General features: G+C 64.7%; 24 protein-coding genes. 11 read left to right on the top strand and 13 right to left on the bottom strand.

Going from position 1 to position 23,984, the window contains the following annotated elements; all coding sequences use genetic code 11:
- Positions 1 to 64 precede the first annotated feature (64 nt).
- The 5 genes from ACRECS_RS13240 to ACRECS_RS13260 all read left to right on the top strand — a co-directional run bounded on the left by ACRECS_RS13240 (position 65) and on the right by ACRECS_RS13260 (position 4,274).
- A complete protein-coding gene (locus ACRECS_RS13240; RefSeq protein WP_187761707.1) occupies positions 65 to 1,270 on the top strand; it encodes an LL-diaminopimelate aminotransferase in 1,206 nt (401 codons plus the stop codon).
- Between the two features lie 58 nt (positions 1,271 to 1,328).
- Entirely contained in the window at positions 1,329 to 1,793 is a 465-nt protein-coding gene (locus tag ACRECS_RS13245; RefSeq protein ID WP_431583436.1) for a RidA family protein, read from the top strand.
- A gap of 72 nt (positions 1,794 to 1,865) precedes the next feature.
- On the top strand, positions 1,866 to 2,378 hold the full coding sequence (locus ACRECS_RS13250; RefSeq protein ID WP_431583437.1) for a hypothetical protein: 513 nt from the start codon (positions 1,866 to 1,868) through the stop codon (positions 2,376 to 2,378).
- A gap of 133 nt (positions 2,379 to 2,511) precedes the next feature.
- Positions 2,512 to 3,075, top strand: coding sequence for a cupin domain-containing protein (locus ACRECS_RS13255; protein WP_431583438.1), 564 nt, complete (start codon positions 2,512 to 2,514; stop codon positions 3,073 to 3,075).
- Between the two features lie 68 nt (positions 3,076 to 3,143).
- On the top strand, positions 3,144 to 4,274 hold the full coding sequence (locus tag ACRECS_RS13260) for a GNAT family N-acetyltransferase (protein WP_431583439.1): 1,131 nt from the start codon (positions 3,144 to 3,146) through the stop codon (positions 4,272 to 4,274).
- A gap of 101 nt (positions 4,275 to 4,375) precedes the next feature.
- Here the strand turns inward: ACRECS_RS13260 and ACRECS_RS13265 are convergent, their stop codons facing one another.
- From ACRECS_RS13265 to ACRECS_RS13280, 4 genes are all read right to left on the bottom strand, one after another.
- A complete protein-coding gene (locus ACRECS_RS13265; protein WP_431583440.1) occupies positions 4,376 to 5,989 on the bottom strand; it encodes a hypothetical protein in 1,614 nt (537 codons plus the stop codon).
- A gap of 9 nt (positions 5,990 to 5,998) precedes the next feature.
- Entirely contained in the window at positions 5,999 to 7,768 is a 1,770-nt protein-coding gene (locus tag ACRECS_RS13270; RefSeq protein WP_431583441.1) for a hypothetical protein, read from the bottom strand.
- Between the two features lie 80 nt (positions 7,769 to 7,848).
- Positions 7,849 to 9,066 carry an argininosuccinate synthase gene (locus ACRECS_RS13275; RefSeq protein ID WP_431583442.1) on the bottom strand — a complete coding sequence of 406 codons (1,218 nt, stop codon included), beginning with the start codon at positions 9,064 to 9,066 and terminating at the stop codon, positions 7,849 to 7,851.
- A 339-nt stretch (positions 9,067 to 9,405) separates the two neighbouring features.
- Positions 9,406 to 10,722: an MATE family efflux transporter gene (locus tag ACRECS_RS13280; protein ID WP_431583443.1), complete on the bottom strand. Its 1,317-nt coding sequence runs from the start codon at positions 10,720 to 10,722 to the stop codon at positions 9,406 to 9,408.
- Positions 10,723 to 10,782: 60 nt separating this feature from the next.
- Here ACRECS_RS13280 and ACRECS_RS13285 point away from each other — a divergent pair, with 60 nt between their 5' ends.
- Positions 10,783 to 11,211 (top strand): DUF1801 domain-containing protein, encoded by a 429-nt coding sequence (locus ACRECS_RS13285; RefSeq protein ID WP_431583444.1) that lies wholly within the window; start codon positions 10,783 to 10,785, stop codon positions 11,209 to 11,211.
- On the opposite strand, the gene ACRECS_RS13290 is transcribed toward ACRECS_RS13285, so the two are convergent.
- Genes ACRECS_RS13290 through ACRECS_RS13300 form a run of 3 tightly spaced genes read right to left on the bottom strand, consistent with a single transcriptional unit; the run spans position 11,208 to position 13,915 of the window.
- On the bottom strand, positions 11,208 to 12,431 hold the full coding sequence (locus ACRECS_RS13290) for a class I SAM-dependent methyltransferase (protein ID WP_431583445.1): 1,224 nt from the start codon (positions 12,429 to 12,431) through the stop codon (positions 11,208 to 11,210). The genes ACRECS_RS13285 and ACRECS_RS13290 overlap by 4 nt on opposite strands.
- An 18-nt stretch (positions 12,432 to 12,449) precedes the next feature.
- Positions 12,450 to 13,211, bottom strand: coding sequence for a molybdopterin-dependent oxidoreductase (locus tag ACRECS_RS13295; protein WP_431583446.1), 762 nt, complete (start codon positions 13,209 to 13,211; stop codon positions 12,450 to 12,452).
- Entirely contained in the window at positions 13,208 to 13,915 is a 708-nt protein-coding gene (locus ACRECS_RS13300; RefSeq protein ID WP_431583495.1) for a cytochrome b/b6 domain-containing protein, read from the bottom strand. The genes ACRECS_RS13295 and ACRECS_RS13300 overlap by 4 nt, the downstream gene beginning before the upstream one ends.
- Before the next feature lie 236 nt (positions 13,916 to 14,151).
- On the opposite strand from ACRECS_RS13300, the gene ACRECS_RS13305 reads away from it, so the two are divergent.
- Positions 14,152 to 14,763 carry a flavin reductase family protein gene (locus ACRECS_RS13305; protein ID WP_431583447.1) on the top strand — a complete coding sequence of 204 codons (612 nt, stop codon included), beginning with the start codon at positions 14,152 to 14,154 and terminating at the stop codon, positions 14,761 to 14,763.
- Between the two features lie 339 nt (positions 14,764 to 15,102).
- Here ACRECS_RS13305 and ACRECS_RS13310 read toward each other — a convergent pair whose 3' ends face one another.
- The 4 genes from ACRECS_RS13310 to ACRECS_RS13325 form a co-directional block, all read right to left on the bottom strand.
- Complete coding sequence (locus tag ACRECS_RS13310) at positions 15,103 to 15,867, bottom strand: sulfite exporter TauE/SafE family protein (RefSeq protein ID WP_431583448.1); 765 nt, start codon at positions 15,865 to 15,867, stop codon at positions 15,103 to 15,105.
- Positions 15,868 to 15,870: 3 nt separating this feature from the next.
- A complete protein-coding gene (locus ACRECS_RS13315; RefSeq protein WP_431583449.1) occupies positions 15,871 to 16,761 on the bottom strand; it encodes a hypothetical protein in 891 nt (296 codons plus the stop codon).
- A complete protein-coding gene (gene rlmN, locus ACRECS_RS13320; RefSeq protein ID WP_229727112.1) occupies positions 16,761 to 17,945 on the bottom strand; it encodes a 23S rRNA (adenine(2503)-C(2))-methyltransferase RlmN in 1,185 nt (394 codons plus the stop codon). The genes ACRECS_RS13315 and rlmN overlap by 1 nt, the downstream gene beginning before the upstream one ends.
- A 107-nt stretch (positions 17,946 to 18,052) precedes the next feature.
- Positions 18,053 to 18,991: an NAD(P)H-binding protein gene (locus ACRECS_RS13325; RefSeq protein WP_431583450.1), complete on the bottom strand. Its 939-nt coding sequence runs from the start codon at positions 18,989 to 18,991 to the stop codon at positions 18,053 to 18,055.
- A gap of 90 nt (positions 18,992 to 19,081) precedes the next feature.
- On the opposite strand from ACRECS_RS13325, the gene ACRECS_RS13330 reads away from it, so the two are divergent.
- Positions 19,082 to 20,035: a LysR family transcriptional regulator gene (locus tag ACRECS_RS13330; RefSeq protein WP_431583451.1), complete on the top strand. Its 954-nt coding sequence runs from the start codon at positions 19,082 to 19,084 to the stop codon at positions 20,033 to 20,035.
- On the opposite strand, the gene ACRECS_RS13335 is transcribed toward ACRECS_RS13330, so the two are convergent.
- Both ACRECS_RS13335 and ACRECS_RS13340 read right to left on the bottom strand, forming a co-directional pair.
- Complete coding sequence (locus tag ACRECS_RS13335; protein ID WP_431583452.1) at positions 19,975 to 20,463, bottom strand: hypothetical protein; 489 nt, start codon at positions 20,461 to 20,463, stop codon at positions 19,975 to 19,977. The genes ACRECS_RS13330 and ACRECS_RS13335 overlap by 61 nt on opposite strands.
- Positions 20,460 to 21,116: a histidine phosphatase family protein gene (locus tag ACRECS_RS13340; protein ID WP_431583453.1), complete on the bottom strand. Its 657-nt coding sequence runs from the start codon at positions 21,114 to 21,116 to the stop codon at positions 20,460 to 20,462. Before ACRECS_RS13340 ends, ACRECS_RS13335 begins: the two co-directional genes overlap by 4 nt.
- Before the next feature lie 140 nt (positions 21,117 to 21,256).
- Here ACRECS_RS13340 and ACRECS_RS13345 point away from each other — a divergent pair, with 140 nt between their 5' ends.
- The 3 genes from ACRECS_RS13345 to dnaN all read left to right on the top strand — a co-directional run bounded on the left by ACRECS_RS13345 (position 21,257) and on the right by dnaN (position 23,945).
- Complete coding sequence (locus ACRECS_RS13345) at positions 21,257 to 21,919, top strand: outer membrane protein (RefSeq protein WP_431583454.1); 663 nt, start codon at positions 21,257 to 21,259, stop codon at positions 21,917 to 21,919.
- A 99-nt stretch (positions 21,920 to 22,018) separates the two neighbouring features.
- Positions 22,019 to 22,633, top strand: a complete 615-nt coding sequence (locus ACRECS_RS13350; RefSeq protein WP_431583455.1) for an outer membrane protein — start codon at positions 22,019 to 22,021, stop codon at positions 22,631 to 22,633.
- A 199-nt stretch (positions 22,634 to 22,832) separates the two neighbouring features.
- A complete protein-coding gene (gene dnaN, locus ACRECS_RS13355; RefSeq protein ID WP_431583456.1) occupies positions 22,833 to 23,945 on the top strand; it encodes a DNA polymerase III subunit beta in 1,113 nt (370 codons plus the stop codon).
- Positions 23,946 to 23,984: the final 39 nt, after the last annotated feature.

Genomic DNA, 23,984 nt, shown 5'->3' on the forward strand with positions numbered 1-23,984 from the left:
TCATTCCCGTCAAAGGCAGAAAGACGTATCAGGACAATACCGTCCTAAATGCAGAGAACCACTCATGTCCGACGATTTCTACCGCATCCGCCGCCTGCCGCCCTATGTCATCGCCGAAGTGAACGCGATGCGGGCCGAGGCGCGAGCGGGCGGCGAGGACATCATCGATCTCGGCATGGGCAATCCCGATCTGCCGCCACCGCCGCATGTGATCGAGAAACTGTGCGAAGTCGCGCGCAAGCCCGACGCGCATGGCTATTCGGCCTCCAAGGGCATTCCCGGGCTGCGCAAGGCGCAGAGCGGCTATTACAAGCGTCGTTTCGGCGTCGACCTGAACCCCGATACCGAAGTGGTGGTGACGCTCGGGTCGAAAGAGGGGCTCGCCAATCTCGCCCAGGCGATCACCGCGCCCGGCGACGTCGTGCTTGCGCCCAATCCGAGCTACCCGATCCACACCTTCGGCTTCATCATCGCCGGGGCGACGATCCGCAGCGTGCCGACCACGCCCGACGAGCAGTATTTCGAGGCGCTGGAGCGGGCGATGGCGTTCACCGTGCCGCGCCCGAGCGTGCTGGTGATGGGCTATCCGTCGAACCCGACCGCCGAAGTGGTCGATCTCGCTTTCTATGAGCGCGTCGTCGCCTTTGCCAAGGAGCACAAGCTCTGGGTATTGTCCGACCTGGCCTATTCCGAGCTTTATTATGACGGCCAGCCGACGCCCTCGATCCTGCAAGTGCCGGGCGCAAAGGATGTCGCGGTCGAATTCACCTCGCTGTCGAAAACCTATTCGATGGCTGGGTGGCGGATCGGCTTTGCGGTCGGCAATCCGACGCTGATCGCCGCGCTGACGCGGGTGAAGTCGTATCTTGATTATGGCGCTTTCACCCCGATCCAGGCCGCCGCGGTCGCCGCGATCAACGGGCCGCAGGACATCGTCGAGCAGAACCGCAAGCTCTACCAGCATCGCCGCGACGTGCTGGTCGAAAGCTTTGGCCGAGCGGGATGGGACATTCCCTCGCCGCGCGCCTCGATGTTCGCCTGGGCGCCGTTGCCGCCGGCGCTGGCCCATCTCGGCAGCCTCGAATTCTCCAAGCAATTGCTGACCCATGCCAAGGTCGCGGTCGCCCCGGGCGTCGGCTATGGCGAAAATGGCGAGGGTTTCGTGCGCATCGCGATGGTCGAGAATGAGCAAAGGCTGCGCCAGGCGGCGCGCAACGTGAAGAAATATCTCCAGAGCATGGGGGTCAACACGCCGGCCCGCTCGGCCTGACGGCGCGGTTTGCCGACACTGGATTGACGCGCCCCCCGGGGCGCGTCATCGAGGCGCCATGACCGACAGAATCGCCACCAAGCTCGCCGAACTCGGCCTCACTTTACCTGAGGCCGCGGCGCCGATCGCTTCCTATGTTCCGGCCGTCGAGGCTGGCGGGCTGCTCCATATCTCGGGCCAGCTGCCGTTCAAGGACGGCGTGGTGATGACCGGGCGGATCGGCGAGGACCAGGATTTGGCGTACGGCCAGGAAGCCGCACAGCGTTGCGGGCTCATGCTGGTCGCGCAGATGAAGCGCGCACTGGGCGAGCTGCACCGGGTCGAGCGGATCGTGAAGCTCGGCGTGTTCATCAATTCGGCGAGCGACTTCACCGATCAGCCGCTGGTCGCCAATGGCGCGTCCGACCTGATGGAGGCGCTGTTCGGCGAGGCCGGCAAGCATGCGCGCAGCGCTGTCGGCGTCCCGGTACTGCCGCGCGGCGCAGCGGTGGAGATCGACGCGATCGTCAAGATCGCGGAATAGGCCGGCCCCGCAAGCGCCTGTCCGACGCGGGCGGGCGGTGATTATACTGCCTTCGAAGGGAAGGCAGACGTTATGAGCGCGGTCATTAGCGGATTGGTGGGTGCCGTTCTGGCCATTGTCATCGTGGCAATGGCGGTTCGAAGGCAGAGGCCGGCCCGGACAGATTCGGACGGGTGGAAAACGCTCCGGCCAAGCTGGCTCGTGAATGTCACCATTGCCGGCTCCGCGGGTATAACGGCGCTGATCAGCTACGTCCTTCTGTTCGTCGGCTCGTCGCGGTCCGATGGCACGACACAGATGATCTACGCGCTCATTCTCGCCATCACCTTTGCGGCGATGACCATCTACGCGACATGGATCGGCTACGGGCGCACGATCATGTGGAAGGGCGATGCGCTGCGCATCCGCCATTTTGGGCGCGATACGCTACGCCGCATCCCGGATATTTGGTCGATCACCGGGAATGAAGCACTGGGCGAATACCAACTGGTGTTCCGCGACGGATCCACTCTCCGGCTGTCCGCCTATCTCCATGGTTCGGAAGAGCTTGTCGCAAGACTGCGCGCCAGCGCGCGCGAAGACTGATCGAGCCTTTCCGGGGAAAATCCATACCTGATATGGCGCAGTGCCGCCGACCCGGATTCGACACGAAGCGTCCGAAACGATAGCTTGAGCGCGCTGCAATCGGCGCTGCCGGATTGCGCGGAAAGGCGTTGCGATGCTCCGTCGATCTCTTCTCTCCCTTCCAGCGCTCGCGTTGCTCCCGACACGACTCTATGCGGCGGTTGACGGGACACGCCGCCCGCTTCCACGGGTCGGTGCAGACCAGGATCGGGCAGGCAAGGAGCGCGCAATCGGACTGAGCGAAACCCGCTATAAAGTCCTGACCAGTGATTCAGGCGGCGATCTTTTCGTCCTGGAGCAGCTCAATCGGCGCAAGGGCGGACCGTCGCGCCATCTTCACCACCATGAGGACGAGCTCTTTTTCTGCCTTGAGGGCGAGTATATCGTCGAGGTGGGAGAGGAGCGATCCCATCTGAAACCGGGCGACTGCGTGCTGGGCCCGCGCGGCATTCCCCATGTATGGGCATTCGCGGGAGGCCCGATCGGCAGAATGCTGATCTCCTTTGCGCCGGCGGGAAAGATGGAAGCGTTTTTCGGGCAGCGGGAGAGCCGGGGAATCAAGCCGGGCCAATATGCCAGCACCAAAGAAGATGCCGCCCTGCTGCATGAGTTCGGCATGGAACTTGTGGGACCGCCGATCGCGCCCGACACATTCTAGGGCCTAAACCGAAACAAACCCCCGATCCCGCCTTGGAGCCGACCCATAGCGCCTCTACCTTAGGGGCAATGACCGCCGTCACTGCCCGAATCGCTCACGGCGTCGCCGCCATTGCGCCCGCCGACTGGGACGCGTGCGCCGGGGCCGGCAATCCGTTCCTGAGCCACGCCTTTCTGTCGATCCTCGAGGAATCGGGCAGCGCCGTCGCGCAGACCGGATGGCAGCCGATTCCGATCGTGGTCGACGCAGCGGACGGCGCGCCGGGCGCGATCGCGCCCGCTTACGCCAAGAGCCACAGCCAAGGCGAATATGTCTTCGACCATGGCTGGGCCGATGCGTGGGAGCGCGCCGGCGGGCACTATTACCCCAAGCTACAGGTCGCGGTACCCTTTACCCCGGTGCCCGGCCCGCGCCTGTTGCTGCGCGATCCGGCGCTCGCCGCGCCGCTGATCGCGGCGGTCGAGGCGGTGACCGACCAGCATGGCCTGTCATCAGCGCACGCCACCTTTATCGACCCCGACCAGTTACCCCTGTTCGAAGCGGCGGGCTGGCTGATCCGTGCGGGGACACAATTCCACTGGCGCAACCAGGGCTATGCCGGGTTCGACGATTTTCTCGGCTGCCTCGCCAGCCGCAAGCGCAAGGCGATCCGCAAGGAGCGCGCCGCCGCGGTCGAAGGACTGACGATCCGCCATGTGACCGGTGCCGAGATCAGCGAGGCCGATTGGGACGCCTTCTGGATCTTCTATCAGGATACCGGCGCACGCAAATGGGGCCGGCCCTATCTGACCCGCGACTTCTTCTCGCTGCTCGGCGAGCGCATGGCCGACAGCGTGCTGCTGATTCTCGCCGAGCGCGACGGTGCGCCGATTGCCGGCGCGCTCAACCTGATTGGCGGCGACACCCTCTATGGCCGCTATTGGGGCTGTATCGAGGACGTGCCGTTCCTCCATTTCGAGCTGTGCTATTATCAGGCGATCGACGCCGCGATCGCACGCGGCCTGGCGACGGTTGAGGCGGGCGCGCAGGGCGAGCATAAGCTCGCGCGCGGCTATGTCCCGATCACGACCTGGTCGGCGCATTATATTCCGGACCCGAATTTCCGCCGCGCGATCGAGGGATTCCTGCAGCGCGAGCGCGAGGCGGTCGAATCGGACCAGGACTATCTCGGCGCGCTGACGCCGTTCAGAAAGACGTAGATTTGGTAAGCCGGTACCGGCCCGCTCCCCATCCCGCCACCCATAGAATACACTGCCGTTGGGTGGCGGGGTGGGGGAGCGGGCCGGTGCCGGCTTACTTATCAAAAAGGCACGCGCCGGACATATTTCGGATAGAGTTCGGAATCCGGCACGTCCGGCCCGGGCTGCGAATGATCGACCTTGAACAGCACGCTCTTTCCGTCGCGCCACACCTCGATCAGCCCGGCATTGAATTTGGGGTCATAGTCGGGCGGCTGGATCAGCCATACATAGTCGAACGCGTCGCGCGGAAACCGTGCCAGCGACCGGATCAGCGGCCGCCAGAATTCGCGCGGGCATTGCACGCTGGTCACGACCTGCGACGGATCATGGGCGAAGGTGCGCGCCTGGGTATATTTGGTGGTCAGCAACTGCGCGCCCGGCATCGACCATTGGTCGTTGGTATAAGCGAGCCGCCGTTCCAGCGCGATCGCGGGCAGATGCTCGAGCCGCGACATCAGCCATTTATTGCCGCATTCCTCACCAATGAAGCTGACCAGCCGCGCACCGACCGGTACATGATCGAGTGCGGCCAGCTCGCGATCATAGCGCTGATCGAACATCCAGTAGCTGACCGTTCCCGCACCGATCCGCACCAGGAAGAAGGCGCAGCCCAGCACCGCGAGCAGCGCCGTGCCGCGGATCGACAGGCCCGGGCGGGGTCGCAGCGCGATCACCGTGATCGCGAGCAGGAACGGCGCGAGGCGCATATCGGCATAGGCGGAGCCGAACACGATACGCGGCAGGACGATGAACACGGCCGCCAGGAACAGGGCCGACAGGCCTAGGTTACGCGAATATTCGATCGCCGGGTCGCGAAAGCCCTTGAACAGGATGAGATAGAGGACCGCGGTGGAAGCGATGTCGAAGAATTGCCACCGATCCTTCAGCACCATCGTCAGCCAGCCGACCTTGGCGCGCCAGTTGAACCAGTCGCCGGTCTGGCCGGTGACATGGTTGCCGGTGCGCCAGGCGATCATCAGCACCATCGGCAAGGCGAGCGGCACGCAGGCCAGCCCGGCGCGCACCCAGGCAAGGCCCCAGTGCCGCCACCCCTTGCCGCGGATCGCGTCATGCTGGCGGATCAGCTCAGCCGAAAAGGCGAGCACGCCGAGCACGCCCCAGCCAAAGGTGTGGCACAGCCACAAGGCGCAGGAGAGCGGCACGAAGATGATCGCGCGCAACCGCACATGCCCGAGCCGCGCAAGCCGCAGCCACAGCGCGAAGGCGTTGAGCGCGATCGCCATCGCCAGCGCGAAATTGACGAAGCCGAACTGGAACGGGAAGCTGTACGCCAGCGGCAGGGCGAACAGCGCGGTCGCCGGGATGCGGCCATGCACCTCGCGCGCGATCCACAACAGGCCCAGCACGGTGAGCGCCGGGATGGCGATGACGATCAGCTTGACCGACAGTTCGAGCCCGAAGATCGGCGTCATCGGCACGACCAGCAGATCGACGCCGAGATTGCCGATCAGCGACCATTTGAAATCATACCAGTCGCTCAGCCAGGGATAGCTCCCGACATCGAGCTGGACGCGGTAGCGGCCCATATGCCCGGGCAGGTCGACCAGCGGGGGAATGTCGGGCTTCAACAGCGGAATGATCGAGACGAGCACCATCAGTGCCACGAACCAGCGCGTCTGCCACCAGTGCAGCCTGTCGGTGTCCCCCTTCATGATCACGCCTTACCGCGAGGAACGCGGAGCAAACAAGCGCGGTTCGACGACAAACAGGCTCAATCCACTGCCATTACGGCCGATTGGCCGCATCCAGGGCGGAATTCGGCCCTGACGCAGCTGCGCGAGCAGGCGCCGGCGATCGCCGGTCATTCCCGTCCCGAGTTCGGCAAAACTGTCGGAACACAAAGCGACATAGCGGAGCCGCCACTGTTGCGCGATCGACTGCGCCTGATCGGGCGTGCCGAGAAAGAAGCGATAGACCGCCAGATTGCCCTTGTTGTTGCGATGATAGGGCGCGCCGACCACCGTCAGCCGGGACGCGCCAAGCGCATAGGCGCCGAAGTCGAGCGGTGCGAGCAGGCGCCCGTCGGTGAGCGCTCCGACGTCGGCCAGCGCGTCCGGCGAGGTGCACCCCTGGGCCGCGGGCATTGCTACCCGCGCACCTGTCGATGCCTCAGGCTGCGGGATAAACGCAGTCGCCGCAAGCGGGTACAGCATGCCGGCCGACCCCAGCCACGCCACCGCCAGCCACGCCGATCCGCGCCGCCGCGCGGCCGCGATCACCGCCGCCAGCGCGGGCGCGGCAAGGATTGCCCCGGCATAGGCGCCACGTAGCTGCGCGGTGCTGAGCACCAATGCCGCGAGCTGAACGGCGAGCAGCACCGACCAATAACCGTCGCGCGTCGCGTGCCAGCGCCACAGGCTCGCCGCGATCCCCGCCACCATCAGCCCGGCATAGCCGATCGCGATCTCGGGCCGGGCGGCAAACAGCGATTGCGCCTCGCCGACATTGCCGAGCCAGAGCCGCGCGAGCAGCGGATCGACCCCGCCATAAGGCGAAAGACAGGCCGGCGCGACCAGCCACAAGCCCCAGGCGGAGGCGAGGCCAAGCGCGACGGCAAGGCCGGCGCGCACATCGCGGCGCGCACTGGCATAGCCGGCGATCGCAAGCACGATCGGCGCGAATGCGGCAAACTGGCTCGCGCGCCACACTGTCGCGGTAAAGCCGTCGCAGGCGGCGACATCGAACTGCTCGGTCTTGAGCACGGTGTTGGCGGCCAGCAATCCGGCGGCGAGCGCGATGCCGAAGCCCATCAGCGCGTCATCCGCACCCCGCCGGCCCCAGACCCAGCCAGCGACCAGCACCACGCCCGCGACCGCGAGCAACGGCAGTGTCTCCAGCCCGATCGCGATGCTGAGCGCCGCCGCCAGCCCGGCGGTGAGACCGCGCGACATGTCGGAAACATGGACCAGCGCGTGGACGACGACGAGCAGCAGCACGATCTGCAGCCCATGATGATCGATCCGGCCGGGCAGGAAGATCGTCGTCGCGGGATAGGCAATCGCCGCCACGATCAAGGCTGTACGGGCAATCTCAGCCCCGCCAAGCGCGCGGGCGATCCGCGCCGTCAGCAGCAGCGCGGTGGCCAGCAGCAGCGCCGGCCAGACGATCACCGCGGCAATCTCCGCCGCGTGCCGTCCGATGAACGGCGTCAGGCCAGCAATCAGGCCGCCCGGCACCAGGTCGGGCAAGCGCGACCAATGCATCGCAACCCCCGGCGGGAACCCCAGGCGATGCTGAGCGAGATCAGAAAAACGCTGCCCGCCGAGCCAGTCGCGGATCTGCTGCAGGCGCATGACATCATCGGTGTCGGGCAGCCGCAGCGCCGACAATTGATGCCAGTCGCGCCACGACCAGGCGACGGCGAGCAAAAACGCCAGCACGAGCGCGGCCAGTGCGTCGCCTTTTATCCCCCGCTGATCCCTATGGTCCATGCCCGGTCATTAGGCGGACGACAGTTAAATTGGCGTTCCCGATCTTATCCTCCCTCGCGTAGCGGGGGAGGATTAAGTGGTTACCGGTCGCGGCGGCCGAGCAGGCGCAGGCGCAGCGCGTTGAGCTTGATGAAGCCCGCCGCATCGCGCTGATCATAGGCGCCCTGATCGTCCTCGAAGGTCACGACCTTTTCCGAATAGAGCGAATTGGGCGATTTGCGGCCGACGACATACACCCCGCCCTTGTAGAGCTTCAGCCGAACCGTGCCCGAAACCTTTTCCTGGCTATGGTCGATCGCCGCCTGGAGCATCTCGCGCTCGGGCGAGAACCAGAAACCGTTATACACCAGTTCGGCATAACGCGGCGCCAGTTCATCCTTGAGATGCGCTGCGCCACGGTCGAGCGTGAGCTGTTCGATGCCGCGATGCGCGAGGTGATAGATGGTGCCGCCCGGCGTTTCGTACATGCCGCGCGACTTCATGCCGACGAAGCGATTCTCGACCAGGTCGAGCCGGCCAATGCCATGCGCCCGGCCGAGATCATTGAGCTTCGCCAGCAGCGTCGCCGGGCTCAGCGCCTCGCCGTTCAGCGCAACGCCGTCGCCGCGTTCGAAATCGATCGTGATGAATTCGGGCGCGTCGGGCGCATCCTCGGGATTGACGGTGCGCGAATAGACATAATCCGGCACCTCTTCCCACGGATCTTCAAGCACCTTGCCCTCCGACGAGGTGTGCAGGATGTTGGCATCGGTCGAGAACGGCGCTTCGCCGCGCTTGTCCTTGGCGACGGGAATCTGGTGCGCCTCAGCGAACTCGATCAGCTTGGTGCGGCTGGTCAGGTCCCATTCGCGCCACGGCGCGATCACCTTGATATCGGGCGCCAGCGCATAATAGCCGAGTTCGAAGCGCACCTGGTCATTGCCCTTGCCGGTCGCGCCATGGCTGACCGCATCGGCATTGACGAGCTTGGCGATCTCGATCGTGCGCTTGGCGATCAGCGGCCGCGCGATCGAGGTGCCGAGCAGGTACAGCCCCTCATAGAGCGCATTGGCGCGCATCATCGGGAAGACATAATCGCGCACGAATTCCTCGCGCAGATCGTCGATGAACACATGTTCGGGCTTGACGCCGGCCTGCTCCGCCTTGCGTCGCACCGGCTCAAGTTCCTCGCCCTGGCCGAGGTCAGCGGTGAAGGTCACCACCTCGCAATTATATGTCTGCTGCAGCCATTTCAGGATCACGCTGGTGTCGAGTCCGCCCGAATAGGAAAGAACGACGCGGTTGATCTGATCGGACATGAACGGGCTCCAGCGAAGAGTGGGTCGCGGGCGGGTATCAGCCTGCCTCGCACGGGGCAAGCGGTGAGCGAACGGCGCAAAATTCCCGCAGTGACGGGAATGGCTGCGGGAAAATGCTTTTTTGAGCGTTCTGCGGGAATCTGCGGGAATTTCTGCGGGAATTTTGATGGAGCGACACGCGAATTTTGCACGCGTGCTGCGGGAATATCGGGAAAGGGCGACGGTCATGGCCTGATCGATTCAACCGGTTCGTGACATGGGCTTTACCGGCCACCGCGGATGCACCGGAAAGCGGATAGGATCATGACCGGACAAGGATGTGAATCGAGCCATACCGCTTTATCGCGGCGCATCCCCGATATGGCGCAGCAGCGCCGGCACATAGAGGCCGAGCGCACCGGCGCGATAGGCGTAGCCGAGCAGCATCGCCCACCACAGGCCGGCCGCGCCGAAAGGCCGGAGCAGCAGATCCGTCGCGATGTAGAGCGTGGTCGCGACGATCGCGGCGTTGCGCAGCGCGCGACCCCGCGTCGCGCCGATGAAGATACCGTCGAGCAACCAGGCCGGCACGCCGACCAGCGGGATCGCGGCGGCGAAGGGCAGCAGCGCGCGCGCCTGCGTCCGCACCTCGGCATTGGCGGCGAGCAGGTCGATCAGCGGACCGCCGGCGAGGAAGAACAGCAACGCGAAGCCCAGGCCGGCGAGCAGCGAGAATTCCCCGGTCAGCCGGATCGCGCGCAGCATCTGCGGCCGCGACCCTGCCCCGATCGCATGGCCGATGCGCGATTCGGCAGTGAAGGCGAACCCGTCGAGCACGAACGCCGCGACGCTGACGAACTGCATCAGCACATGATTCGCCGCGAGCGGCACCGTTCCCAGCCGTGCGCCGGCATTGGTGAACCAGACGAACAGCATGAGCAGCGCGATGGTTCGGATCATGATGTCGGCATTGACCGCGAACAGCCGCTTCAGTGCACCACCCCCGAACAGCGCCGCCGACCCCAGGCGTCGCCAGTCAATCCCGCGCCCGACGATCAGCAGCCCGGTGGCGAGCGCAATCCATTCCGCACACGAGGTGCCCAACCCGACGCCGCGCGCACCAAGCCCCAGATTCCAGACGAACCACAGGTCGAGCGCGATGTTCGCAACATTCATCACGATCTGCAGCGCCAGCGCCGCGCGGGTGCGGCCGACGCCGAACAGCCAGCCATTGATCGCGAACACCGCAAGGCTGGCCGGCGCGCCGATGAACCGCGCACCGACAAAAGCGCGCGCCGCATCGTCGAGCGCACCACCGCCGGACAAGGCGGCAAAGGCGAGCGGGATCAGCAGCAATTGCAGGGCGAACAGCGCCACGCCGAGCGCCATGCCGACCGCGACTCCGCGCAGCAGCATCGCCTCGACCTCCGGCGCGTCACCCGCGCCCGCCGCCTGTGCGGTCATTCCGGTCATGCCCATGCGCAGAAAGCCGAAGGTCCAGAAGATCAGATTGATCACCGTGGCGCCGAGCGCCACCCCGGCGAGCGCCGCCGCGTCGCCGGTCGCGCCGATCACCGCCGTATCGACCAGCCCGACCAGCGGCACCGTGGTCTGGCCAAGCATGATCGGCCAGGCCTGGGCAAAGATCGACCGGCGGGTGAGCACAAGCGAGGTCATCGGCGGCGCTTAGGCAGGAATGCCATGTTGCGCTAGATTATCGGCGCGTCGAATCGGAGAATGACGATGGCGGAGAACAAAACCCAGGCGACCGGGGTGAGCGTGGACGCATTCCTTGCTGCCGCCGAACCCGAACAGCGCCGCAGCGACGCCCGGATCCTGCGCGACCTGATGACGCGCATCTCGGGCGAGCCGGCAATGATGTGGGGCCCGTCGATCATCGGCTTCGGACGCTATCGGTACCGCTACGACAGCGGACGCGAGGGCGAGATGGCACGGATCGGATTCAGCCCGCGCAAGGCGAGCCTGGTGCTGTATATCGCCGGCGGCTTTCCCCGCCACGATGCGCTGATGGCGCAGCTCGGCAGGTTCACCACCGGCAAGTCATGCCTCTACATCAAGACGCTGAGCGACGTGGACATGGGCGTGCTGGAAGCGCTGATCGTCGAGTCGCTCGACTATATGCTGGAGACTTATCCGCCAGACTAACGCAGCCGGCGCTCTTCCTCGTACATATAGTCGCGCGTCATCGGCAGGGTATGGCGGTTGCGCGCGAACTGCACCTGGTAATTGACCATCCCGCCATAGCGGAAGGCGGCACTGGCGCCCGCCAGATAGAACAGCCACATGCGATAGAAGCGTTCGTCATACAGCGCGATGATCTGTTCGCGCGCGGCGACGGTGCGGTCGTACCAGAGGTCGAGCGTGTAGCTGTAATGCAGCCGCAGCACCTCGACATCGGTGAGGAAGAATTTCTGCCCCTCATTGGCGCGCACGATCTCCGACAGCGCGGGGTTGTAGCCGCCCGGGAAGATATATTTCGCGGTCCAGTCGTCCGTCACGCCGGGCGCACCGGCCCGGCCGATGGTGTGGAGCAGCATCACGCCGTCCTCGGTCAGCAAGCTGCGGCATTTGCGCATGAACGTGCGGTAGTGCGCCGGGCCGACATGTTCGAACATGCCGACCGAGACGATGCGGTCGAAGGTGCCGGTAACATGGCGATAGTCGATCAGCTCGAATTTCACCTTGTCAGCGACACCGGCCTCCTCGGCGCGACGACGCGCGACCTTGATCTGCTCCTCCGACAAGGTGACGCCGAGCACGTCGGCCCCGGTCTTGGCATGCAGGTAGAGCGCCATGCCGCCCCAGCCGCAGCCGATATCGAGCACGCGCATGCCCGGCTTCAGCGCGAGCTTGGCGGCGATATGCGCTTTCTTATCCGACTGCGCCTGCTCCAGGCTGTTGCCGGGGTCGGTGAAATAAGCGCAGCTATACTGGCGATCGGCGTCGAGGAAGAGATCGTAGAGCCGGTCCGACAGGTCGTAATGATGCGCGACGTTGCGCTTCGATGCGCGCGCCATGTTGATCCGGCCAATGCGGTGCGTCACCGCCGCGACCGCGCGGCGTGCCGGCGAGGCGACCAAAGCGGCCTTGCCATCCTCCCACAGATCATTGACGGTCATCAGCGTGACCAGCCCCATGATGTCGTCGCCATCGACGAGCAGCCGGCCATTCATATAGGCCTCGCCCGCACCGAGGCTGGGATGGCGCACGATGAAGTTCGCTGCGCCCGCATCGGCGAAGCGGATCGTGACGGTGGGAAAGCCAGGCTCGGGCGTGCCGAAGGTCCGGACATTGCCATCGGCGTGGTGGACGGTGAGCTGACCGCGCTTGACCCGCGCGGCAAGGAATCGATCGATCAGTGCCATAAGCGGCCCCGTACCAACTCAGATGCCCGCATACCAATCGTAATCGACGCGATCTTCCCAATATCCGCCTTTTCCCAGGCCGATTCCGGCGAGTGACGTTACGGCATCGATGCGCATGACATATTTCGCATGTTTGTAGCCGAGTTGCCGTTCGACGCGCAGGCGAATCGGCGCGCCGTGCCCGACATCGAGCAGTTTATCGTTCATCGCCCAGGCGAGGATCGTCTGCGGGTGAAACGCATCGATCAGGTCGATCGATTCGTAATAGGGCTGCCCCCCGTAAAGATCGGCGCAGGTGAAGACGATGTAGCGCGCCGCATCCCTGATTCCCGCCAGCTTGAGCAATGTGCCCAGCATCGGCCCCTGCCATTTGCCGATCGCGCTCCAGCCCTCGACACAGTCGTGGCGCGTGATCTGGCTGCGCGCCGGCATCGAGCGAAGCTGCGCCAGCGACAGGTCGAGCGACCGTGCGACAAGCCCGCCGATTTGCAGCCGCCACTGCGCGAAATTCTCCGCCACCATCGCATTATAGCTCGGCGTATTCGGATTAGCGGTGCCGTTGGTCCGGAATCGCGGCGACATCTGGTCGGGCCGGAATTCGGGCGCCAGCGCGCCGCGATTGGTCAGCGCGCGCTGCAGCCCCTGGTTCATCGCGTCGCCCGACAGCAGGATCTTGCGAAACCCAGGGTTCTGCGCGACCCGGTCGCAGCCGCTGAGCAACAGCCCCGCCGCCGCGGCACCGCCGGTGACAAGTGCCCGCCGGGTGATCAGGCTGCTCATTGGTCGTCCTCGGGTATTGGGTCCGGCTCGGGTATGGGGTCGTCCCCGGGTATGGTCCAGCGCCCGGTGATCATTGAGCGCACTTCGTTCCAGGCGCCCGCCAGAATGACCAGCACGAGATGGACGATGATGAACAGGACCAGCCCGCTGGCGGCGATGAAATGGATCGAACGCGCCGATTGCCGCCCGCCGAACAGGTCGAGCAGCCACGGCCAGGCCGCGTTCATGCCCGGCGAGAGGGTGAGCCCGGTCAGGATCATCAGCGGGATCAACACGAAGATGGTCAGTGCGTAGGACAGTTTCTGGAAGATGTTGAACGCGCCGGGATTGTTCGGATCGTGGAAGCGAAAGGCGAGATGTTCCTTCAGGTCGAACCACAGATGGGCGGGCGACAATTCCGCCAGCCTGATGCGCAGATCCTTCTGGAAATGCCTGTTGATCAGGCTCGAGATCATGAAGAAGAGCAGCCCGAAGGCCAGCACCAGCGCGAACAGCAGATGCCAGCGCCGCGCAATGGCGAGATTATAACCGGCCGGGATGGTCAGCCAGCTCGGTGCGCGCGGCGTGTGCAGCCAGGCATGGTCGAAATTCGCACCGTACGCGCCCCAATAGAGATGCGGGTGCGCGTTGAGGATGGTCAGGCCGCTGCCGATCATGATCATGATCGTCACGACGGTGACCCAGTGCCATATCCGCGTCGCCAGCTTGTGGCGGTGGATGGAAGACCCGGGAGCCGGCGCTGGGGACTGGACAGCGGGAGACTGGGGGACAGGACGCCCGGGGACGGCGTCGCCCGTCGCTGACGGGGGCAAAGAATCGACCGGATCTTCCATCTGTGCCTCTTGTTCGGCCGTCACTGGCAATCGGTTACATCCCGGCACCTGTATCGGCTATCGTCACCCGATTGACCAGCAACCGAAGCGCGGGGAAGCAGAGCGGGATGCCAGAGCCATATTTCTATCAGCCCGAACATGGCCATGGTCTCGCCCATGATCCGCTCAACGCAATCGTCGCGCCCCGCCCGATCGGCTGGATCAGCACGGTAAGCCCGACCAATGTGCGCAATGTCGCGCCCTATTCCTTCTTCAACCTGTTCTGTTACCGCCCGCCGATCGTCGGTTTTTCCTCCACCGGCTGGAAGGACAGCGTCGCCAATATCGAGGCGAGCGGCGAGTTCGTGTGGAACCTTGCCACCCGTCCGCTGGCCGAGGCGATGAACACCACCTCTGCGCCGGTCGCGGGCGATGAATTTGCGCTGGCCGGGCTGGAGACGGCGCGGTCGCGCCTGGTCACGCCGCCACGTGTCGCGGCAAGCCCGGTGGCGTTCGAATGCCGGCTGACTCAGTTGTTGAGGCTTGAAAGCAAGGATGGCGATGCGCTCGACCAATGGATGGTGTTCGGCGAGGTGGTCGGCGTGCATATCGATCCCGCGCTGATCGACAACGGCGTCTACCAGACCGCCAGGGCGCAACCGATCCTGCGCGGCGGCGGCGCAGGGGATTATTTCGAGATCACCGAGGCGCAATTGTTCCGGATGCACCGGCCCGGCTGAACTTCAAGCGCACCAGTTCGATCTCCCCCAACGCAACGCGGGCCGATATGGGGAAGAGGGTTCACACGGAGGCGCGGAGACGCGGAGAGTGGTTGTAGCAAGGTCAGGACATTTTCGGAGAACACTGCGTCGGACAAAATATCGTCATGATAGCTGTGAGAGCAGCAAGCATAACGTCTCCGCGCCTCCGCGTCTCCGCGCGAACCTCTTCGGTCCGATGTTGAGAAGGCGACGGTCGACCTTGTAAAGAACGGCGAGCCGGGCAGTGAGGCAAGGCCGAACGGGTTTCGAGTCTGCATGACCCCGGTTGCTCGCCGACTCCGTCTACTCGAAAAGGTCTCAGCTATAAGCGCGCCAGAAGAACACCGCCGTCGTCACCGCGGTGACCAGCAGAGTCCAGACTCGGATCACCGCCGGCGGCAGCACGCGCCCGAGCCGCGCGCCGAGATAGCCACCGGCGATCGCGCCGGCGAGCATCGGCAGGCACAGCAGCCAGCGCACCATACCGGTGACGACGAAGATGATCGTCGCCGCCGCATTGGCGGTGGCCAGCATCAATGTGCGGGGCGCGGCCAGACGATGCGGCTCGGCACCCGACAGCAATCCCCAGGTCGCGGTCATCATCAGGCCGACGCCGCCGCCGAAATAGCCGCCATAAATACCAAGCAGCGCTTGCGCGACGATCAGCGTCTTCGGCCCGATGCTGATCCGGTCGGCCAATGCCGCCGCGCCGCGCTTGCCAAAGGCCAGCGCGACCGTCGCGAGCAGCAACAGCCAGGGAATGACGACATCGAACACGCGAGTCGGCGTTGCCACCAGCAACAGGCTGCCGGCGACCCCGCCGGCAAAGGTGATGCCGGTGAGCAGCTTGATCGACAGGCCCGATAGCGGTTCGAGCCCGTCACGATAGGCCCAGGCGCTGGCCATCGCGCCGGGCTGCAACGCGACATTGCTGGTTGCATTGGCGATCGGCGAGGGCAGGCCAAGCGCAATCAGGGTCGGCATGGTCGCGAAAGTACCGCCACCGGCAAGCGCATTCATCGTGCCGCCTACAAGCCCTGCAGCAGCGGCCAGAAGCGCCGCATCGACCGGGTCAAGAGTCAAGAATCACCCAAAGGGAAGCAAGTGACGGTAAGGAAAGCGGCTATTTCCCCAGTGCGAGACATAACTATGCGGCGGAGCCAGAACGACGCTGAACTGGCACTCAGGACGCAGTGCTTGAAGCGTGCGGTATTGGTCTTCACTCAAACGCGTATTGCGCAAGCGAAAAGACCGGCATCGTTCCATGATCGGAGCCTCGAACAGACGTTGATAGTCCTCGAACGGCGTGGAATTCCAATCCGGCGGTCCTTCCTCGGTCTCCATGAAGGGCGCGAGCGAATCTGTGAAATCCACGAAGTGCAGACCTGGCAACCGGGTCGCATCGGCCAGATGGCGGATGAACGAACGCGTCCGGAAATCGCCGCCCGTACGGATCCATCGCAATTCAGGCAGATCAAGATCGAAGAAACCGGGTTCCGGCGCGTGAGGCAGGGCCAGATTGCGCAAAGCGGGCAATAACACCAGCAACGCCGGCAGTTGATCGTCCGCCACGCAAGATTGATTGTGATCGCCCGGGTCCGATATGCTGATGCGAAAATCGGTCAATCGGGGAAATCTGGGGGCCGCCTGGATCAAGCCAGAGAAGTCCCATTCCTTAAGGCCATTCGCGCCCTGATCCGGTCCGGCGATACGCAGCTGGCCGATATGTTCGGCGATGCCCGGCTGGGCCAGTGCGCGTTCGAAATATTCCCAACCGGCATATTCCGAACCGTAATAATCAATTGCCAACACGCCACCCAGATCCGTCACGGTCAGCCGCGTGCAACAATCATCGGGATCGAGGAAGCGGCGCGGTATCTCCGCGTCGCCGGAGTCACTCCACGACTCCGCTGACGCTGCATTGAGATCGATCTGCACAGACTGAAGAATCGCGGCTGCAGCCTCAAGCGTCAGCATCACCCAAGCGCCGCGAGCTTTTCCTCGGCCTGCCGGTCGAGTTCAGCGCGGCTCTTCTTTTCCGACGCGGTCTTCAGCTGGCCGCAGGCCGCATCAATATCGCGCCCGCGCGGCGTGCGTACCGGGGCGGAAATGCCCGCCTCGAAGATGATGTTCGAAAAGCTGCGGATCCGGTCGGGCGTCGAACATTCGTACGGGGCGCCCGGCCAGGGGTTGAACGGGATCAGATTGACCTTGGCCGGCAGATTATAGTGCTTGATCAGCCGGACCAGCTCGCGCGCCTCGGCGTCGCTGTCATTCTTGTCGCGGAGCATGACATATTCGAAAGTGATGCGCCGGGCGTTATTGGCGCCGGGATAATCGGCACAGGCCTGAAGCAGTTCCTCAATGCCGTATTTGCGGTTGATCGGGACGATCTCGTCGCGCACTTCCTTGGTCACGGCATGGAGCGAGACGGCTAGGTTCACGCCGATTTCGGTCCCCGCGCGCGCCATCATCGGCACCACGCCCGAGGTCGACAAAGTGATGCGGCGCTTCGACAGCGCGATGCCGTCGCCGTCCATGATCAGTTTCAGCGCGTCGCGCACCGCATCGAAATTATACAGCGGCTCGCCCATGCCCATCATCACGATATTGGTCAGCATGCGCCCCTCGGGCTGGCTCGGCCATTCGCCCAAACCATCGCGCGCCAGCATGACCTGGCCGACGATCTCCGCCGGGGTCAGGTTGCGCACCAGCCGCATCGTGCCGGTATGGCAGAAGCGGCAATTGAGCGTGCAGCCGACCTGGCTCGATACGCACAGGGTGCCCCGATCGGCATCGGGGATGAACACCATCTCATAATCCTGGCCGTCGTCGGAGCGGAGCAGCCATTTGCGCGTCCCGTCGGTCGACACCTGCGCTTCGACCACTTGTGGGCGGCTGATCACGAAGCGCTGCGCAAGCCAGGGCTGCATCGTCTTCGAGATGTCGGTCATCAGCGCGAAGTCGGTGACGCCGCGATTATAGATCCAGTGCCATAATTGCTTGGCGCGCAGCTTGGCCTGTTTCGGTTCGAGCTGCGATGTCTCCAGCGCCATGCGCAGGTCGAGCTTGGACAGGCCAAGCAAGTCGATCCGTCCATCGCTGCGCGGCACGAAGCTGCGCGGCACGGGCACGGGATCAATGTGCCCGGGAATGGGCATGAGGGTCGTCGCGGTGTTCGGCATGGCGGCGATGTAGTCGAAAACCCCGACAATTTCCAGCCATGGCGCGACACACCGCAACGACCCTCATGCGTATCCCTGCCGCATCAACCTGGGATGCAGTCCAGGGCGGTCAGCGTCGCGCTCACCGCCTGGTCGAGCGGGGTGTGCGGCTCCGGCCCGATCGCCGCGACCAGGGCCGCATTGTCGAGCTTTACCGGATGCTCCCAGAAGGGTTTCATCTCGATCAGTTCGCGCATCGTCGGGTTGAACGGCGCGATCAGCGGCAACAGCATCCAGGGCAGACGCGACGGCTTGAGGCCCGGCTTGCCCGTCGCCCGGGCGATCGCCCGCGTGATCACCGTGCCGTCGTCATCCCAGGTGCCGGCAAAATGATAGCGCGCAAGATCGGGCAAAGATGCCTCGATATCCAGCAGCCGGGCAAAGGCCTCGCCGAGATCGGGCAGATAGGCCCAGCCATGGCCGATCCCACGCTTACCCGGATAGAGGATCGACCGCACCGGTTGGCCCGGCTTGACCATCCCTTGCGAGAACCAGTTATTGCCCGGCCGCGGCCCGAAGAAATCCCCGGCGCGCAGGATGATCGCCCGCACGCCCGACTCGGCGATGCGTTGCTCCATTGCCACCCGGATCGCGCCCTTGCGGGTCGCGGCATGTTGCGGCGAATCGGGCAGCGCCACCGGTGTGGCGGCGGGATCATAATTATAGATCGTGCCCGGCAGCGCGAGTCGTGCCCCGGTCGCCCGTGCGGCGGCGATGCTGTTGTCGAGCATCGGCAGGACCAGCTCTGCCCAGTCGCGATAGCCCGGCGGATTGACCGCATGGACGATCGCGTCGGCGCCACGTGCCGCCGCCAGCACCGCGTCGGCATCGAGCGCATCGCCCTGCACCCATTCGATCCCGTCGCCCGTCGTCGGTGCGCGCCGGGCCAGTCCGCGCACCCGCCAGCCATGTGCCAGCAGCGCCCGTGCGGTCTCGCCGCCCACGCCACCGGTCGCACCCAATACCAGAACAGTCTTTGTCATGATCGTCTCCATCGCCTGATGGGGAGGATATCGGCGCATGAATGACTAAAATAAATTGTCAGGCAATTATCATCAGCCTATCATTAAATGATGAGCAGGGATTTTGCCGCCGAGGATGACTGGGAACGCCACCGCGCCTTTCTGGCGGTGCTGCGTGACGGCAGTCTGGCGGGGGCGGCACGATCGCTTAACCTGGCACACCCGACTGTACGCCGCAGGATCGCGGAACTGGAACATCGGCTCGGCGTGACTTTGTTCACGCGTGCGCCCGACGGATTGCGGCCGACCGACGCCGCACTTTCGCTGCGCGAACCCGCCGAGGCGATGGCGATGGCCGCCGCCGCTTTCGCCCGCGCCGCGCAATCCCGCCAGGGCGAGGTGGCCGGCCTGGTCCGCGTCTCGGCCAGCGAAATCATCGCGATCGAAGTGCTGCCGCCGATCATTGCCGCGTTGCGCCGCCGTCACCCGGCACTGAATATCGCGCTATCGCCGAGCAACCGGAACGAGGATTTGTTGCGGCGCGAGGCCGATATCGCGGTGCGGATGGTCCGGCCGGCCCAGGATGCACTGGTTGCGCGACATATCGGGGCAATCGAGCTGGGCCTGCACGCGCGCGCCGAGGTCCTTTACGGACACCCCTTTCCCCAAACGCTTGACGATGTGCGCGCGATCGGCCTGATCGGAGTCGAGACCGACAATGCGGTCCTGCGCGGTCTGCGGGCTCAGGGCATTACACTGGCTCAGGCCGATTTCACCTTCCGTACCGATAGTGACCTCGCGCAGCTCGCCGCGATTCGCGCCGGGATCGGCATCGGCGTGTGCCAAACAGGGCTCGCTGCGCGTCATCCGCATCCGGCCCTGATCCGCGTCCTGCCCGATTGGTTCAGCGTTGATCTCGATACCTGGGTCGTGATGCACGAAGATCTGCGAACCTCGGCACCGGTCCGCGCGGCGTTCGACGCTCTGGTCGCGGGGCTGGACGCCTATCTCGCGCAGCCCAGCGCCGCCGCATCGATCGCCGTCGCCGCACCGCGCAGCGCATAGACATCGGCAAAGGGCACCCCGCTCTTGCTCAACGTCTCCACGCTCATGCTGCGGCCCGACCGGATCGCCGCGACCACTGCGGCGTCGGTACGCTTGTCGGGCGCCCAGGCATCGGCATTGCCCGCGACCAGCGCGAAGCGGCGCTCGCCGACCGACAGCGTGACCCGGGCACGCGGATCGCGGTCGCGGCTGAGGCGGATATGCAGCTGGTTACGCGCACCCTGTCCCGGCCAGGTCGCGATGCTCGCAAACGGCCGCCAGCCCGCCGCGCCGCCTGCCTGGACCGGCTGGGCAATGGCATAGCAACGCTGCGGCGAGGGATCGGTGAACGCGCCCCAGCGATCAAAAATGCCAAGTGATTCCCGCGCCCCGGCCCGAGCCGGCACCGCGCCGGCAACGAGCGCGAGGAGGAGCAGCACGCGGCTCATGCCGGTGCGTGGCCAGTGCCGAGATGGACGATCTTCTCGATTCCGTGCTCGATCATCACCACCGATCCTTGCGGCAGTCCGGGCAGGGCCGGGGCATCGAAGCCGGCGATGTCCGCTGCGCCGGTCATCACACCGCGCATCACCCGGCTGGAAATGCCGTGCATGATCACCAGCCGGTCGCCCGGATCCGCATTGGTCTCGCCGAGCCAGCCGCCGACGCGCGTCGCAATCTCGTGATAAAGCTCGCCATCAGGGGCGGAAATCAACAGCCCCGAGTCGCGATCGAACACCGGGCCGACCTCGGCAATGACATCGGCATAGTAACGCCCGCCCCAGCCGCCCATGCCGATCTCGACCAGCCGCGAATCGGTTTGCGCACCGTGCCAGTCGAGCTCGAGATGCTCGGCGATCACCGCCAGCGTCTGCAGCGCGCGGCCGGTCGGCGAAGCCCATAGGGTCAGCGCCGGTTTCGCCCCCAGTTCGGCGCGCAAGGCCCGCCCCATTTCGTCGGCCTGGGCGAATCCGGCGCGGGTCAGCGGGGTATGAGGGTGGTCGCCTTGCAATCTTTGCGCGGCGTTGAACACCGTTTCGCCGTGCCGTGCGATGAAATCGCGCCCCTGTCGCCCCGGGGGTCGTGCTGCCTTGGAAGTCATGCTCCGGCATTCAACCCCGTGTGGCGCAAAAGCAACGCTTTTCCGTGTTTATCTGAGGTTCATGCAACTTCGTCGCAAGCCACCTATTTGAGCATCCCCGCCCGAGTTTTGGGGGCGGGAACGACCAATGGAGTATGGTTATGCGTAAGTTTGTTCTCACCGCCGCCGCCAGCGCGCTCGCGCTCGGTATTGCCGCCCCCGCTTTCGCCCAGGACGGACCCGCCGAAACCTTCACCGGCCCGCGCGTGGGCGTGATCCTGGGCTATGACAAGCTCCAGCCGGGCAGCGGTCCCGACTCGGACATCGACAGCGATCACAAGGCTGACGGTTTCCTCTACGGCGGCGACATCGGCTATGACGTGGCGCTTGGCAGCCTGGTGATCGGTGCCGAAGGCGAAATCACCGGATCGACCTCAAAGGTCTCCAATAACCCGGTCAATGCGGCAGCGCTCGGCTATGGCCGGGTTAAGTCGGGTCGCGACCTTTATGCCGGCGTGCGCGTCGGTTTCCGCGCGACGCCGAGCACGCTGATCTATGCCAAGGGCGGCTACACCAACGCCCGGCTCGACCTGACCGCAAGCGACGGCACGACCACCACCGGTCAGCACTTCAACCTTGACGGCTATCGTCTGGGTGCCGGTGTCGAGCAGGCGCTCACCGCGAAGACCTATGCGAAGATCGAATATCGCTATTCGAACTACGGCAATGCGCGGTTTGAATATGCCAACGGCGCAAACACCAACAACTTCGATGTTGATACCGACCGGCATCAGATCGCGGTTGGCGTCGGCTTCCGCTTCTGAGCCACCCGCCCGGTTTCGGGCGGGTTCGGAAGAAACGTCACCTAAATCGACCCTCCCCGCCCCCTTTTTGGGGGCGGGAAGACCCCAGGGAGTTCCAGTATGCGTAAGCTTGTTCTCACTGCCGCGGCCAGCGCGCTGGCGCTCGGCATTGCCGCTCCTGCCTTGGCCCAGGATGGGCCGCCCGAGGATTCGGCCTTTACCGGGCCGCGCATCGAGGCGCTGGTCGGCTATGACAAGGTCAATGCCGGTTCGGATGTCGGATCGAGCGACGGCGTCGCCTATGGCGGCGCGATCGGTTACGATGTGCAGTTCGGTCGTGCGATCGTCGGCATCGAAGGCGAGATTACCGGCTCGACCACCGATACGCGCACCAGCAATCTGCTCGTCGCGGGCGACCGGTTCCGCATCGACGCGGGCCGCGATCTTTACGCCGGCGGGCGCGTCGGCATCGCCATCTCGCCGCTTGCACTGGGCTATGTGAAGGCCGGCTATACCAATGCCCGCTTCAGCGCCCGGTACCAGAACGGCAACACCACGATCGAGGACAGCGAGAATCTCGACGGATACCGGCTCGGTGCCGGCCTCGAATACAAGGTCGGACCGACCACCTATATCAAGGGCGAGTATCGTTATTCGCACTATGGTGACCTGGCCGGTTACGACATCGATGCTGACCGTCACCAGCTTCTGGCGGGCGTCGGCGTCCGCTTCTGAGCGTTGGTCTGGAAACTCGCGGAAGAGCGAGTTTCAAGGTGGTAGCGCATTTTCAAACAAACGCCCTGTTTCAGGCAGTAATAGGGGTCGGGGCGCTTGCTCCGGCCCCTTTTATCGTTAAGGAAAGAACACGGCGAATTGCCCCCGGCTTATAACGCTCGGTGGGAAGGAAATAGGGCGGCGGCCCGGGGGATTTACGATGAAGGCGACGATCGAACGCGCTACTCTGTTGAAGGGCCTCAGCCACGTCCAGTCGGTGGTCGAGCGGCGCAACACCATTCCTATCCTGTCGAACGTCCTGCTTGAGGCGACCGCCGAGGGCGGGCTGAAGCTGATGGCGACCGACCTTGACCTGCAGATCAACGAGACCGTCGCGGCGGCCGTCGATCAGCCCGGCGCAACCACTGTATCGGCGCACACCTTGTTCGACATCGCGCGCAAGCTGCCCGAGGGCAGCCAGGTCAGCCTGGCCGCGGCCGAGGGCAAACTGACGATCATGGCGGGCCGCGCCAAGTTTCAGCTCGGCACGCTGCCGCGCGACGATTTTCCGGTGATCGCTGAGGGCGAGCTGCCGGTCAGCTTCGAACTGCCCGCCGAAACGCTGAAGCAGATCATCGACAAGACCCGATTCGCCATCTCGACCGAAGAGACGCGCTATTATCTCAACGGCATTTTCTGGCATGTGTCAGACGATCCGCAGCCAGTGTTGAAGGCGGCCGCGACCGACGGTCACCGGCTCGCCCGCGTGACTATGCCGCGCCCGGACGGCGCCGAAAGCATGCCCGACGTGATCATTCCGCGGAAATGCATCGCGGAACTGCGCAAATTGCTCGAGGAAATCGACGGCTCTGTCGGCGTGTCGCTGTCCCCGACCAAGATTCGCTTCGATCTCGGCCAGGCGCTGCTGACGTCAAAGCTGATCGACGGCACCTTCCCCGATTACAGCCGCGTCATTCCGACCGGCAACGACAAGATCCTCAAGATCGATCCGCGCAGCTTCGAAGAGGGCGTCGACCGCGTTTCGACCATCGCCACGGAAAAAACCCGCGCGGTGAAGATGGCGCTCGACCGCGACAAGATCACCCTGTCGGTGACCAGCCCGGAGAACGGCACGGCAGCCGAAGAAGTCCCCGGCGACTATGCTGCAACCAGCTTCGAGATTGGCTTTAACAGCCGCTATCTGCTCGATATTCTCGGGCAGCTGCACGGCGATACGATCGAGGTCCACCTCGCCGACGCCGCCGCCCCGACGTTGATTCGCGAGAACGACAAGTCGCCGGCACTCTATGTTTTGATGCCGATGCGGGTCTGATGCGGGATAGCCTCTGCGGCATCGTCCTATTGTCGATGA

The sequence above is a fragment of the Sphingomonas sp. genome (assembly GCF_050725575.1).
Classification (GTDB): domain Bacteria; phylum Pseudomonadota; class Alphaproteobacteria; order Sphingomonadales; family Sphingomonadaceae; genus Sphingomonas.